General features: G+C 70.6%; 13 protein-coding genes. 5 read left to right on the top strand and 8 right to left on the bottom strand.

From position 1 onward, the window contains the following. Positions 1 to 3: 3 nt before the first annotated feature. From QLQ12_RS13360 to QLQ12_RS13345, 4 genes are all read right to left on the bottom strand, one after another. On the bottom strand, positions 4 to 348 hold the full coding sequence (locus tag QLQ12_RS13360) for a hypothetical protein (RefSeq protein ID WP_282759899.1): 345 nt from the start codon (positions 346 to 348) through the stop codon (positions 4 to 6). 173 nt (positions 349 to 521) lie between these two features. After that, complete coding sequence (locus tag QLQ12_RS13355) at positions 522 to 1,172, bottom strand: fasciclin domain-containing protein (protein ID WP_282759844.1); 651 nt, start codon at positions 1,170 to 1,172, stop codon at positions 522 to 524. 85 nt (positions 1,173 to 1,257) lie between these two features. Then, complete coding sequence (locus QLQ12_RS13350; protein WP_282759843.1) at positions 1,258 to 1,968, bottom strand: anti-sigma factor; 711 nt, start codon at positions 1,966 to 1,968, stop codon at positions 1,258 to 1,260. Continuing rightward, on the bottom strand, positions 1,922 to 2,500 hold the full coding sequence (locus tag QLQ12_RS13345) for an RNA polymerase sigma factor (RefSeq protein ID WP_282759842.1): 579 nt from the start codon (positions 2,498 to 2,500) through the stop codon (positions 1,922 to 1,924). The genes QLQ12_RS13350 and QLQ12_RS13345 overlap by 47 nt, the downstream gene beginning before the upstream one ends. A gap of 189 nt (positions 2,501 to 2,689) precedes the next feature. Between QLQ12_RS13345 and QLQ12_RS13340 the strand changes: the two genes are divergently transcribed. Further along, entirely contained in the window at positions 2,690 to 3,748 is a 1,059-nt protein-coding gene (locus QLQ12_RS13340) for a D-alanyl-D-alanine carboxypeptidase family protein (protein WP_282759840.1), read from the top strand. A 126-nt stretch (positions 3,749 to 3,874) separates the two neighbouring features. Continuing rightward, a complete protein-coding gene (locus tag QLQ12_RS13335) occupies positions 3,875 to 5,992 on the top strand; it encodes a transglycosylase domain-containing protein (RefSeq protein ID WP_282759898.1) in 2,118 nt (705 codons plus the stop codon). A gap of 252 nt (positions 5,993 to 6,244) precedes the next feature. Here QLQ12_RS13335 and QLQ12_RS13330 read toward each other — a convergent pair whose 3' ends face one another. The 4 genes from QLQ12_RS13330 to QLQ12_RS13315 all read right to left on the bottom strand — a co-directional run bounded on the left by QLQ12_RS13330 (position 6,245) and on the right by QLQ12_RS13315 (position 9,944). Further along, a complete protein-coding gene (locus QLQ12_RS13330) occupies positions 6,245 to 6,955 on the bottom strand; it encodes a hypothetical protein (protein WP_282759839.1) in 711 nt (236 codons plus the stop codon). A 269-nt stretch (positions 6,956 to 7,224) separates the two neighbouring features. Continuing rightward, positions 7,225 to 7,659, bottom strand: a complete 435-nt coding sequence (locus QLQ12_RS13325) for a VOC family protein (RefSeq protein WP_282759837.1) — start codon at positions 7,657 to 7,659, stop codon at positions 7,225 to 7,227. A 61-nt stretch (positions 7,660 to 7,720) separates the two neighbouring features. After that, a complete protein-coding gene (locus tag QLQ12_RS13320) occupies positions 7,721 to 8,932 on the bottom strand; it encodes a mannosyltransferase family protein (protein ID WP_282759836.1) in 1,212 nt (403 codons plus the stop codon). A 10-nt stretch (positions 8,933 to 8,942) separates the two neighbouring features. Next, on the bottom strand, positions 8,943 to 9,944 hold the full coding sequence (locus QLQ12_RS13315; RefSeq protein WP_282759835.1) for a glycosyltransferase family 2 protein: 1,002 nt from the start codon (positions 9,942 to 9,944) through the stop codon (positions 8,943 to 8,945). 267 nt (positions 9,945 to 10,211) lie between these two features. Between QLQ12_RS13315 and QLQ12_RS13310 the strand changes: the two genes are divergently transcribed. The 3 genes from QLQ12_RS13310 to QLQ12_RS13300 are packed head-to-tail and all read left to right on the top strand — an operon-like array spanning position 10,212 to position 13,302. Continuing rightward, complete coding sequence (locus QLQ12_RS13310; RefSeq protein ID WP_282759834.1) at positions 10,212 to 11,516, top strand: extracellular solute-binding protein; 1,305 nt, start codon at positions 10,212 to 10,214, stop codon at positions 11,514 to 11,516. An 8-nt stretch (positions 11,517 to 11,524) separates the two neighbouring features. Beyond that, the gene (locus QLQ12_RS13305; RefSeq protein WP_282759832.1) at positions 11,525 to 12,472 is read left to right on the top strand and encodes a carbohydrate ABC transporter permease; all 948 of its coding nucleotides are present in this window, start codon (positions 11,525 to 11,527) and stop codon (positions 12,470 to 12,472) included. Further along, the gene (locus QLQ12_RS13300; RefSeq protein WP_282759830.1) at positions 12,472 to 13,302 is read left to right on the top strand and encodes a carbohydrate ABC transporter permease; all 831 of its coding nucleotides are present in this window, start codon (positions 12,472 to 12,474) and stop codon (positions 13,300 to 13,302) included. Before QLQ12_RS13305 ends, QLQ12_RS13300 begins: the two co-directional genes overlap by 1 nt. Positions 13,303 to 13,318 lie beyond the last annotated feature (16 nt).

The raw sequence follows: 13,318 nt of genomic DNA, 5'->3' as shown, positions 1-13,318 counted from the left end.
CGGTCAGGGCTGTGCCTTCCCGTCCGGTGCCCGGATCACCGACAGTTCCAGCACGGCGGGCATCCGCGCCACCCCGGGGCCGCCGTCGCGAACCCACTGGGCCAGATCCTCGACGACCGCGTCGTCGAGGACCAGCCCGAACCAGACCGGCCGGGCGCCCGCCCGCCGCGCCTCCGGGGCGGGGTGCACCACCACGACGTTCGACTGCGAGCAGGCGTCGAGGCACAGGCTGGTCCGTACGCGATGCGCGGGCTCCACCGCGGCCCGCAGCCCGTCGAGCTGACCGTCGTGATCGACGGCCGGATGTTTGCGGAGGCTGCCGCAGCAGCAGTCCCGGCACACCGTCAGCGTGCATCCGGGAGAGGAAGGGGTCGCGCTCGTCACCGGCTGACGGTACTGGACCACGACGCGCGGCTTCCTCCGAGCCGGAAGCGCCCGGTCCCGTCGTTGGGCGTGCCGCCCGCGTCGGCGGGCGCCCGGCAGGCGCGGGCGGGAGACGACCCGCGCCCACCGGACGTGCGTCAGGGCAGGTTGATGGGGCGCAGCACCCGGTCGATGCCGTGTGCGATCTGCCGGTTGCCCTTGTTGACGTCGAACCGGGCGATCCGCGGGTTTCGGTCGCTGCGATCGGCGTCGACCAGTTGGATCCGCTTGCGGTAGTGGCCGTACACGTCGACCTTGATCGTCGATCCGGCCGCGGTCTTCAGCTTGGCGCCGTCGGACTTGAGCGCCGCCTTGCGGTTGACCGTGGCGCCCGGCACCACGTGGTAGAGCAGCACCGACTCGACCGTGTCGATGCCGAGACCGGCCACCGCGGTGAACGCCTTCTTCTCACCGGGCAGCCGCCTGGTGTTCTGCAGGTCGGCGACGAGCAACTGGAACGCGCGGTCGCTGGGCAGGAACGCGGTGAGGGCGGTCTTGCCGTCGGCGAGGACACCGACCGGGCTGGACGGCTTGGCCTTCAGGACCGCCGCCACCGCGGCGGCCAGGATGTCGTAGTCGTGGCCGTTGCGGTCGAAACCCTTCTTGTCGGCGGTCAGCACCGCGGCCAGCGATTTGGTGCCCAGCGGCTTGCTGGTGTGTGCGGCGGCCGGCGCGGCGGTGAGGGCGGAGGCGACGAGCGCGGCGGTGGTGACGGCGGCGGCCCGCGTGCCGAGTCGGGTGAATCTCATCCTCGAGCGTCCTTTCGAAGTACCGGGGTGGTGGCTTCATCGCCACCACCCCGTACTTCGCTCACACTGTCCCGGACGGATGCACCTAGGACGTGAGAGTTCCGCGCAACAGGCTCTGACCCGAATGGGTGGCGTCGCCGTCGTGCGGTTCGTCGCTGATGTCGACGAGGCGGTACCGGTTCAGGTCGGTGCCGGGCGGCACCGGCAGTTCGACGCTCGCGCCGGCGGGCAGGTTGCCCAGCGACAACATCTTGGTGAGGTCGCCCGGGTCGATCAGCCACACCTCGTGGAACCCGGGGGTCAGCGGCAGGTTGCGCGCGTCGATGCGGATCTTGCCGCTGGAGGTGACCTCGGCGGTGCCGCCCGCGCCCACCGGCACCTTGGGCAGGGGAGCGAGCGTCGCCTGTGCCGTCACCGTCTCGGCCGGAGGCCGGTCGAGGACGCCGAAGGCCACGACGGTGCCGGCCACCGCCACGATCGCCGCCGCGGCCGCGGACAGCACCGGAGCGAGCCAGCGCCGGCGTTCCCGCTGGGGACGGCCACGCCGCCCGGCCAGGGGGGTGACCGGTGCCACGGGGGTGGTGATGCCGGCCTCGATGGCCCGCCAGACGCTCTCCGGCGGCGCCGGAAGATCACGTACCTCCTCTATCTCGGTTCCGATGTCGGCGACCTCCCGCAACGAGTCCAGGTCGTAGCGGCAGCCGGCGCACTGCGCCAGGTGATCCGACTCGCTCAGCTCCTGCTGTTGTTCAGAGAGCGCGAGAAGGACCAGCCGATCGGGATCCAAATGCTGCACCGTCCACCTCCCAACGACGACGTAGGTTCGCCATTCCGCGCCGGATATGGCTCTTGACCGTACCCAGGGGTAGTCCGGTGACGGCCGCTATCTGTGGATGGGTCAGATCGTCGAAGAACGCCAGCTCCAGGGTGCGCCGTTGTTCGTCGGGCAACCGGCCGAGCTCGTCGGCCACGACCAGCCGGTCGACGATCCGGTCCGGCGTCTGCGGCTCGTCCGGCGGCGCCAGGTGTGCCCGTACCGTCTCGGTGGCCCGGTCGTCGCGTGCCGCCGACCGCAGCCGGTCGACGGCCTTGCGCCGGGCGATCCCCAGCAGCCAGCCCAGCATCGTGCCGCGCCGCGGATCGAACATGTCCCGGCTCGTCCAGGCCGCCACGAATGTCACCTGCGTCACGTCCTCGGCGTCCGCCCGGTTGCCCAGCAGCCGCTGGGCCAGGTACAGCACGGCCGCACCGTGCCGGTCATACGCCGTACGCAGAGCTTTCTCGTCGCCGTCGCGCCATCGCTCGGCGAGTTCGTCGTCGGAGCTCATCGACCTCCCTCCCGCGCATGGATCCTCGTCGGGTTCATTCGCTTGCCGGCCCCCGTATGGATGCACTTCTTTTCCGGTGCAACCGATCCGCACTCCTCCTGACCCGGAAACAGCACCCGGCGGACCGCACAGTCGGACATCGACAAAGCGTGGGCCCCCGGGCCCGCCGGAGCCGAGGAGCGTACGCCCGTGAACCAGCGACATAGAGTCACCCGTCTCGCCGCCGCCCTGGCCATGACCCTCACCTGCGCCGCACCCATCGCCGTCGTCGCGCCCAGCCCCGCGCAGGCCGCGGTCCCCCGCGTCGCCGCCAGCTACCAGAGCCTGATGTACCGCAGCCTCACCGCCGACGCGACGATGGCGAAGTATCGTGCCGCCCTCTCCGCCGAGCTCGCGACCCTCAAGACGCGCACCGCCGGGGTCGCGCAGGCCACGAAGGCGAACGACACCGCTCAGACGCGGCTGATCACCGTCACCACCGCGCACGCGGGCGTGCACGACCGGCTCAAGTCCGCCGAACGGGCCCTCAGCGACGCGAAGAACGCCCTGGCCCGCGTCTCGAAGCAGCGGCCCCGCAGCAAAGCCGCGATCGCCCGCGCGAAGCGTGCCGTCACCGCCGCCACCAGCACCCGCGACGCGCGCCGCGCCCGCCTCCACGAGGCCGCCGCCACGCTGCGCGCCGCGAAGAAGGACGTGGGCACCGCCGGCGCCGCGCTGACCCTCGCGTCGTCGGCGCGGGCCACGGCCGCCTCCGCGGTGGAGCGGACCCAGCGCCGCATCGCCGGCGCCGGCACGGCCGCGGGCTTCGCCGCGCAGGCCACCGTCCTCAGCCGGGACGTCGTCGCCGAGGTCCGGCCCAAATTCACGATCAAGGACACCACGACGGTGTACGGGACGACCGTGCACCGCAGCGTCGCCTACGCCTTCAAGCGGATGGTCGACGACGCCCGCGCCGACGGCATCGCCCTGGCCGGCGGTGGCTTCCGGACCAAGGAACGGCAGATCCAGCTCCGTACGATCAACGGCTGCCCCGACGTCTGGACCGCTCCCGCCTCGTCCTGCCGGGTCCCCACCGCCATCCCGGGCCGCTCGCTGCACGAGATCGGCCTGGCCGTCGACGTCACCTCCGGTGGCAGGACGCTGACCCGCAAGAGCAAGGCGTTCGCCTGGATGGCCGCGCACGCCGACGAGTACGGCTTCGTGAACCTGCCCTCCGAGGCGTGGCACTGGTCCATCACCGGCGGCTGATCCGCGCAATTTCCCGTCGATTCCCAGGTTTGTCACCGGCCGTTCCGGGATACCGCATGTGACGGATTTCCCTGAAGCTGCACGATGCCGGAACAACTGATTAGCCTGGGTGGAGTGACTGCGCGCATGCCCTCTTCCGAACGCCGGATTCTTCGTAGTGTGGCGGTGCTCGCCACCTGTGGCCTGATCGCCGGGCTGGTCGTCGCCGCGGCGTCCTTCCCGGCCGTGGCGATGTCCGGGCTGGCCGCCAAGGCGGGTTCACAGGAGCTGGGCGAGTTGCCCGGCGCGCTCATCGAGCAGTCGTCGCCGCAGGTCTCGCGGGTTTACGCCGCCGACGGCAAGACCCAGCTCGCCGTCATGTATGACGAGTTCCGCAGTGACGTGCCACTCGCGCAGGTGGCACAGAACATGCAGGACGCGATCGTCGCCGCCGAGGACCACAAGTTCTACCAGCACAACGGCGTCGACGTGAAAGGCATCGCCCGCGCTTTCGTCAACAACAATCAGGGCGGCACCCAGCAGGGCGCTTCTACCCTCACCATGCAATACGTGCGGATGGCGCTCGCCTATTCAGCGACAGATCCACAAGATGTGGTGAACGCCACCAAGGACACCGCGCAGCGCAAACTCACCGAGATGAAGTACGCGATCCAGGTCGAGAAGGAGCTGACCAAACAGCAGATCGTGGAGCGTTACCTGAACATGGCGCCGTTCGGCAACGGCGCCTACGGCGTCAACGCCGCCAGCCAGGTCTACTTCAGCAAGAAGCCGTCCGACCTGACCGTGGCCGAGGCCGCCCTGCTGGCCGGCATGGTCAAGGCGCCCACCGCGTTCGACCCCACCGTCGACAGCGGCCACAAGCAGGCCGTGGCCCGCCGCGACTACATCGTCGACAACATGCTGGAACTGGGCCAGATCACCGCGGCCGAGGCCGCCGAGGCCAAGAAGACCGAGGTCGCCCGCACCACCAAGCGCCCCAGCCGCGGCTGCGTCTCCGTCGCCAAGAACAACTGGGGCTTCTTCTGCGACTACTTCTATCGCTGGTGGCTCGACCAGCCGGCCTTCGGCGCGACGGCCTACGACCGGGAGCGCCTGCTCAAGAGCGGCGGCTACACCATCGTCACCACCCTCGACGTGGACGCGCAGGCCGCCGCCCGTAAGCGGGTCAGCGAGCGGCAGAAGGACACCGACCCCAACGCGCTGATGCTGGCCGCCGTCGAACCCGGCACCGGAGCGGTCCGCGCGCTGGCCACCAACCGCAAGTTCAAGATCGATGACGCGGAGAACCCGCAGAACGAGCTGTCCTCCAACCCGGCCCTGGCCCGCCAGGGCGTCCGGGGAACCTATCCGAACACGGTGAACCCGATCATCACCGGCAGCGCCGACGTCCCCGGTTACCAGGCCGGGTCGGTGTTCAAGATGTTCACCATGGTCGCCGCCCTGGAAGAGGGCATGGGCCTGGACACCACGATCTACTCGCCGCAGCGTTACAAGTCCCGCTACCTCGACTCGGCCGCCCCGGCCGAGTGCGGCGGCTACTACTGCCCGAGCAACGCCTCCGCCGGCGAGGCCGGCAACTTCAACATGTGGACCGCGTTCGGCCGGTCGGTGAACACCTACTTCGTGCCCCTGCAGGAGCGCGCCGGCGCGGAGAACGTCGTCGACGTCGCCAAGCGGTTCGGTGTGCAGTTCCGGTCGGCCGAGGACGCGACCATGGCCAACGACCCCGACTCCGCCCACGAGTGGGGCGCCTTCACCCTCGGCGTGTCCGCCTCCACCCCGCTCGACATCGCCGGCGCGTACGCGACCCTCGCCGCCGACGGCAAGTACTGCTCCCCCACGCCCATCCAGTCGATCACCACGCAGGACGGCACCGAACTCGCCACCGGTAAGTCGGCCTGCACCCAGGCGACCAAGAAGGACGTGGCCCGCAAGGCCCTCGACGCGGCCCGCTGCCCGGTCGGCGACCGTGCCCAGCTCGGCGACTGTGGCGGCTCCACCGCCCCGCAGGTCCGCGACGTCGTCGGGCACCCGGTGTTCGGCAAGACCGGCACCACCGACAGCGACAAGACCGCCGCCCTGGTCGTCGGCACCCGGTCGCTGGTCGTCGCCGGCTATCTCGCCAACCCGGACTGGGCCGCCCACACCGACCGCATGTCCCACGGCATCGTCAACCCGGCGGTGTACGAGACCCTGGCCGACTACATGCGCGGCAAGCCGGTCGAGGAGTTCCCCACCCCCTGATCACCAAGCCGCCCGCCGGCGGGCGCGGCTCGGTTTGACGGATGCAGGGGTGGATCCGGTCGGAGAGGCCGGCGCTGAACAGGCGCCGGCCTCTTTCGTTGTATCGACGGTGATCCGGGCCGTGTCCTGTGGCGTATGGGTTGCCGTCGATGCGTAGAGTGTGCCGACGCCGTTCGGCGGTCCGCGTGGACATCGACCTGATGGATGTGTGTCACCACGGGGCCTCTCCTTACGGCAATCCACACAAGGAGATCATCTGTTGCGCCGCAACGTGTACACCGTCCTGCTGGGTGGCATCCTCCTGGCGGGGGGCACCGCGGGTGCCATGCCGGCGCTCGCCGGCAGCTTCGCGCCGCTGTCGCCCGCAAGCCCGACGCCCGCAAGCCCGACGCCGACGTCCGTGAGGCCGACGTTGACGCTGACGCCGGTGAGGCCGTCGGCGAGCCCTCCGCCGTCGAGCCTGCCGCCGTCGAGCCCTCCGGCCGTCTGCGACAGCCCCCCGTGGAAGCCCAGTCCCACGCCCACTTGGGGGTCCAGCACGCCGCCGACGTGGGATCCGAGTGCGACGGCGGGTCCGGGACCCAGCGTCACGCCGACGTGGGATACCAGTCCCACACCCAGTGGGAGGCCCAGCACGCCGTCCCCGTGGGATCCCAGCGCGACGCCCAGTGGGAGGCCCAGCACGCCGCCGACGTGGGATCCGAGCGCGACGGCGGGTCCCGGACCCAGCGTCACACCGACGTGGGATCCCAGCGCGACGCCCAGTCGGGGGCCCAGCACGCCGCCGACCTGGGATCCGAGCGCGACGGCCGGTCCGGGACCCAGCGCCACGCCCAGCCGGGGGCCCAGCACGCCACCCCCGTGGGGCCCCAGCGCGACGGCCGGTCCGGTGCCCGGTGTCAGCTCGACGTGGAACCCCACGTCATCGCCGGCCCCGACCTGGCCGTCGCCGAGCACCAGCATCCCCGTGCCCACGTGCGCGGCGCAGCCCAGCCTCACTCCGCTGCTCTCCTACTCCTAGTAGGCGATGCGGTAGCTGGTCGCTGATCCTTCCCGGCGCCGGGGGGGGGGGGGGGGGGGGGGCGCCCCCCCCCCCCCCCGGGGGGGCGGCCCCGGCGGGGCGGGCGCAAGCAGGCCTCTCCGGCCCGCCCCTCACCCCCGCCCGCGTGCTCTCCCGGGCGGCTCCCCCCCCCCCCCCCCCCGGCGCCGGGGGACTCGGGCCTCGCGGCCTCTCAATCGAGGCAGAACTCGTTGCCCTCGACGTCCTGCATCACCAGGCACGACTCGTTGTGCTCGTCGGCGAGCAGCAGTTGCACCCGCGCCGCGCCGAGCGGGAGCAGCCGTGCGCACTCGGCCTCGAGCGCGGCCACGCGCTCGGCGCCGACGAGCCCGGTGCCGACCCGCACGTCGAGATGCAGCCGATTCTTGACGACCTTGCCCTCCGGCACGCGCTGGAAGAACAGTCGCGGGCCGGCCCCCGTGGGATCGACGCAGGCGAACGCCGCGCCCCGCTTCTCCGGGGGCAGCGTGCGATCGACATCGTCCCAGGTGGCGAACCCTTTCGGTGGGGGCGGCACGACGTACCCCAACACCTCGCACCAGAAGCGGGCGACGCGCTCGGGGTCCGCGCAGTCGAAGGTGACTTGGATCTGTTTGACCGATGCCATCGGACCACCGTAGAGGCGGGATCTCCGGCCGCCGCCACGGCCCCGGCCGTGGGACCCGCGATCAGGCGACGAGGAAGGACCCCGCCATGAAGACCACCAGGAACACCGCGTGCAGGCCCACGCCGATCACCAGTACGCTGCGGTCGACGACCTGGTTGGCGCCCATCCGGCCCAGGACGAAGAAGATCGCCACGGCTTCCATCGCGTAGCGGGCCGCGGACTGCATCGCGCGGCCGCCGACCTCCGTCGACATCAGCATGAGGAGGGTGAGTCCGCCCTGCACCACGAGGTACATCTGGTCGCGCCGGAACTTGAACGGGCCGACCACGCACAGGATTAGCAGCACCACCGCGATCAGGGTGGTGCCGGCGTCGAGGATCGCGGCGAGGGTGGCCGGTTCCATGAGACCGCGCTCGTCCATCTGCCCGATCGCGATCAGCCAGGCCTCGCCCGGGATCGTGTACCGGCGGCCCCACTCGTTCTGGGCGATGCTGAAGGCCAGCGGACTGCCGAGCTCCACCATGCAGTAGATGCTGTAGCTCACCACGCCCAGCGGCACCAGTGCCAGGCCCAGCACGTCGGGCCGGATCCGGCGCGGTCGCCAGCCGACCTGGCGCAGGTATTCGACGGCCAGCGGGGCCATCAGCAGCAGACCGAACAGCCGGGTGGCGGACGACAGCGCGCCCAGCATGCCGGCGAGCCACCAGTGGCCGCGGCGGCCGGCGTACAGCGCGCCGACCGCGAGCAGGAGGAACAGTGACTCGTTGTAGCCGATGAACAGGAAGAACCCCATCGGGAAGGCGGCCAGGTACCAGGCGGCCCGCTGGGCCACCCGCGGCCCGAACTCGTGGTCGGCCAGCCGGTACAGCACCGCCAGCGCGCCGAACGCGGCGGCGTTCGCGACGACCAGGGCGCTGACCAGCGGGCCGCCCGGCAGCACCGCGTCGATGACGTTGATCAGCAGCGGGTACAGCGGGAAGAACGCCGGGAAGCCCGGGCCCAGGTGGTACCCGCTCTCGGCGATGCGCACGTAGTGGCCGGCGTCCCAGCCGTTCCAACTGAGGGCGATCATCCAGAGGTCCGGGGCCGGACCGCCCTTGCGGGGCAGCCAGGCCAGCGCGCTCACGGCCAGATGCAGGACGGTGGTGGCCGCCCAGATCGACAGGCTCGCCAGGAACGCCGACCGCCAGGGACGGTGGGCCGGCGCGACGTCCGGCGCGCCGGCCGGTGTTCCGGCCGGCCGCTCCGTGCGGTCGATCATCAGAGATGACATGGCGTGACCCCTACCGGCCGGTCGTCGCGTACGGGCGGTTCCGGCTGGACACCGCCGAATCGAAGGTGACCACGTACGGCGGGCGGCCCTGCATCGTGGTGAACATGCGGGCCACGTATTCGCCGAGCAGTCCCAGGCACAGCAGTTGCAGCGCGCCCAGGAACACCAGGGCCACGAACATCGACGTCCACCCGGGGACGACGGTGCCCCACAGGTACGCGGCCACGACGGCCACCCCCGACGCCATGCACAGGGCGATGCCCGCGCAGCCCAGCCAGGTCGCGACCCGCAGAGGCGCGGCCGAGAAGCCGGTGACGCTGTCCAGGGCGAGCCGGATCATCTTGGCGATCGGGTACTTGGAACGGCCCGCGGCGCGCGGCTGCCGCGCATACGTCACCTCGCCGCTGGGCAGGCCGAGCCACGGCACCAGCAGGCGATAGACCGGCAGATGTTCCGGCAGCTCGGTCAGGGCGTCGACGGCCGTGCGGCCGAGCAGCCGGAAGTCCCCGGCGTTGTGCGGAACGGACGCGCCGACGACGCGCCGCACCAGGCGGTAGTACAGCGCGGCCGTCCAGCGCTTGAACAGGCTGTCGGTGCTGCGATCGGTCCGTACGCCGTGCACCACGTCGAGTCCGGCGCTCTCGGCCAGGGACAGCATCTCGGCGATGACCTCCGGCGGATCCTGCAGGTCGACATCGATGCTCACCACGTACTCCCCGCGGGCACGGTGCAGGCCGGCTGTCAGCGCGTTCTGATGACCACTGTTGCGGCGGAGCCGGACGACCCGCAGCTGCGGCCACTGCCGGCGCATCATGTCGAGCACCGCCGGGGTGGCGTCCCGGCTGCCGTCGTCGACGGTCAGCACTTCGTAGGTCACGCCGAGGTCGTCGAGCACCGGGCGCAGCCGTTGTGTGAACAGCGGCAGCACGTCCTCCTCGTTGAACACCGGGACGACCACCGACAATCGCGGAATGGAGCTCGGCTGGCCACAATCGGCGCTCGTGACATTCATGTGGACCCTCCCTTTTCTGATCTTCGCCGGGGAGAGGCTGACCTGAGCGCAGCGGGGACCGGCCGTTCCCCGGAGGGCGTGGCACGTTTCTGGGAGTTTCGGGAGCCGAATCAGAGACATGCATCTCTCCATGCAACCTTCGGCCCACCGGCCACAGTGGCCTGATCAGTGCCGTGCACATAGTGACTCTTGACGAGAGACGCAGCTCACATCGAGGCTGAAGTTCGCAAGCGAACCCAGATGCACCTTCACCGTCGAAGGGACAGCATGGTGCTTGAGAAGAAGCCACGTCGATGGGCGTGCGGATCCGCTCTCGTCCTGTTCGCCTCGGTCCTCACCGGTTGTGGAGGCGAGGACGGCGGATCGACCACTCTGACCTACTACATCGCCGACGCCGCCCAAGAGGACGTGGCCACCCGTTGCGCGGCCGAGTCCGGCGGGGCCTACTCCTTCAACATCCAGCGGCTGCCGAACACCGCGGCCGGCGGACGGGAGCAGTTGCTGCGCCGGCTCGCCGCCGAGGACCGCTCGATGGACATCGTGAGCGTCGACCCGCCGTTCATGGCCGAGTTCGCCAACGCCGGGTTCCTGCGCGCGTTCACCGATCAGGAGCGGCAGGAGTTCTCCACCGGAGTCCTCGACGGCCCTCTCGTGCAGTCCACCTTCCGGGACACGCTCTGGTCGGCGCCGCTCTACGGCAACACCCAGCTCCTCTGGTACCGCAAGTCGGTCCTGCGGGAGGCCGGCGTCGACCCCTCGGCCGGCCCGGTCACCTGGGACCAGCTCATCGAGGGCGCGACGCGGGCCGGGGTCACCCTCGCCGCGCAGGGCCGCCGCAACGAGAGCCTGATGGTCTGGGTCAACGCCCTGGTCTCCTCGGCCGGCGGATCGATCCTGGAATCGGGCGCCGAGAACCTGCCGGCGGACGAGGTCAAGGGCGGCCTGGACACCCCGGCCGGTGAGGTGGCCACCCGGATCATGCGCGACCTCGCCGTCTCGCCCGCCGCGCCCGCCGGATTCAGCACCGCCGGCGAGGAGGACTCCCGCTCCGCCTTCCAGGCGCCGGACGGCGGCTTCATGGTCAACTGGCCGTACGTCTGGGCCGCCTTCGACGCGGCCATCGAGGAGGGCTCGCTGCCGGCGGACTTCAAGGACGACGTCGGCTGGGCCGCCTACCCCCGGGTCGACGCCGGCACCGAGAGCGCGGCGCCGTCCGGCGGTCTCGGCCTGTCGATCAGCTCCTTCAGCCGCAAGCCGGACCTCGCGGTCGAGGCCATCCGCTGCCTCGCGAACGCGCAGAGCCAGAAGGACTTCATGAAGACCGCGGGCAACCCGGCCGCCCTCGCCTCCGTCTTCGACGACCCGGAGATCCGCGACCTGTTCCCGATGGCCGACCAGATCCGTGAGGGCCTGGACGCGGCGACGCCACGGCCGGTCAGCCCGTACTACGGCGATGTGACCGGCTCCATCCAGACCGCCTTCCACCCGCCGGACTCGCTCGCGCCCGGCGCCACGCCGCGAGAGGGCAACGAGCTGCTCGAGGCCGTCCTGTCCAACCGACGACTGATCTAGGAGCGGCCGTGAGCACTGTTGAAGCGCCGCCGCGCGGGCCCGCGACCGCTCGCGCCCCGCGGCGCCGGATCCGGCTGACCGACCGCGCCCGGCACGAGCGCAACCTGGGCTGGCTGCTGGCCGGGCCGGCCTTCATCGCGATGGTCGCCGTCACCGGCTACCCGATCCTGAACGCCCTCTGGCTGTCGATGTTCGACTACCGCCTGACCGATCCCGGGGGCCGGGAGTTCGTCGGCCTCGGCAACTACACGACGATCCTGACCGACGGCCTGTTCTGGCAGCAGTTCGGCGTCACCTCGCTGATCACGGTGGTGACCGTGGCCGCCGAGCTGGTGCTCGGCTTCGCGCTGGCCATGGTCATGCACCGGGCGCTCTACCTGCGCACGGCGCTGAGAACCGCGATCCTCGTGCCGTACGGCATCATCACCGTCGTCTCCGCCTACGCCTGGGCCTACGCGTTCAGCAACACGTACGGCTTCGTGAACGGCCTGTTCGGTCTCGGCGAGTTCGACTGGTTCGGCGGCACCTGGTCCGCCCTGGTCACGGTCTGCGTCGCCGAGATCTGGAAGACCACGCCGTTCATGTCGCTGCTGCTGCTCGCCGGGCTGGCACAGATCCCCGACGACTACCTCGAGGCGGCGAAGGTCGACGGCGCCACGGCGTGGCAGCGGGTCAAGCGGGTCATCCTGCCGAACATGAAGGCCGCGATCATGGTGGCGCTGCTGTTCCGTACCCTCGACGCCTTCCGCATCTTCGACAGCATCTTCATCATGACCGCCGGCGCGCAGGGCACCGAGACCCTGTCGTTCCTGGCCTACCGGCAGACGATCAGCCGGGTGATGGTCGGGCTCGGCTCCGCGGTCAGCGTGATCCTGGCGATCCTCGTCGTCATCATCGCCGTGATGTTCGTGAAGGTCTTCAAGACCGACCTGTCGCAGCAGAGGGGTGAGCGCTGATGAGTACCAGCCGCAGGACCCAGGCAGGCTGGATCGCCGGCGCGATCCTGATCATCGCGTACGCCGTGATCCCGGTGCTCTGGATCGTGTCGCTCTCCTTCAAGGAGGGCGACGACATCACCAACAACGCGTTCCTGCCGACCGTGTGGAGCTGGGAGAACTACCGGACGGTCTTCGCCTCCGACCTGTTCACCACGGCGCTGCGCAACTCGGTGGGCATGGCGCTGATCGCCACGACCATCTCGGTGATCCTGGCGACGCTCGCGGCGTACGCCGTCTCGCGGTTGAACTTCCCCGGCAAACGCCTGGTCCTCGGCGTGGCGCTGGCGATCACCGTTTTCCCGGTCATCGCGATCGCCACTCCGCTGTTCAACCTGTGGCGCTCCATCGGCCTCTACGACACCTGGCTCGGCCTGATCATCCCGTACCTGTCGTACTCGCTGCCGCTGGCGGTCTACGTTCTGGCGGCGTTCTTCCGGGAGATCCCGTGGGAGATGGAGCAGGCCGCCCAGGTCGACGGCGCCACCGCCTGGCAGGCGTTCCGCCGGGTCATCGTCCCGCTCGCCACCCCGGGCGTCTTCACCGCGGCGATCCTGACCTTCTTCGCGGTCTGGAACGACTTCGTCTTCGGCATCACGCTCACCTCCAGCGAGGCGGCCCGGCCCGTCCCCGCCGCGCTCGCGTTCTTCCAGGGGGCCTCGCAGTTCTCGCAGCCGACCGCGCCCATCGCGGCCGCCGCCGTGGTGGTCACTATCCCGGTGGTCGTCCTCGTGCTGCTGTTCCAGCGCAAGATCGTGGCGGGTCTCACCAACGGCGCCGTCAAGGGCTGAATCTCTGAAGGCGGAA

The organism is Actinoplanes sandaracinus, assembly GCF_030009775.1.
In the GTDB taxonomy this organism is placed as follows: domain Bacteria; phylum Actinomycetota; class Actinomycetes; order Mycobacteriales; family Micromonosporaceae; genus Actinoplanes; species Actinoplanes sandaracinus.
Note: the sequence above shows the minus strand (reverse complement) of the source record. Positions and strands in the feature narration are given on the sequence as shown.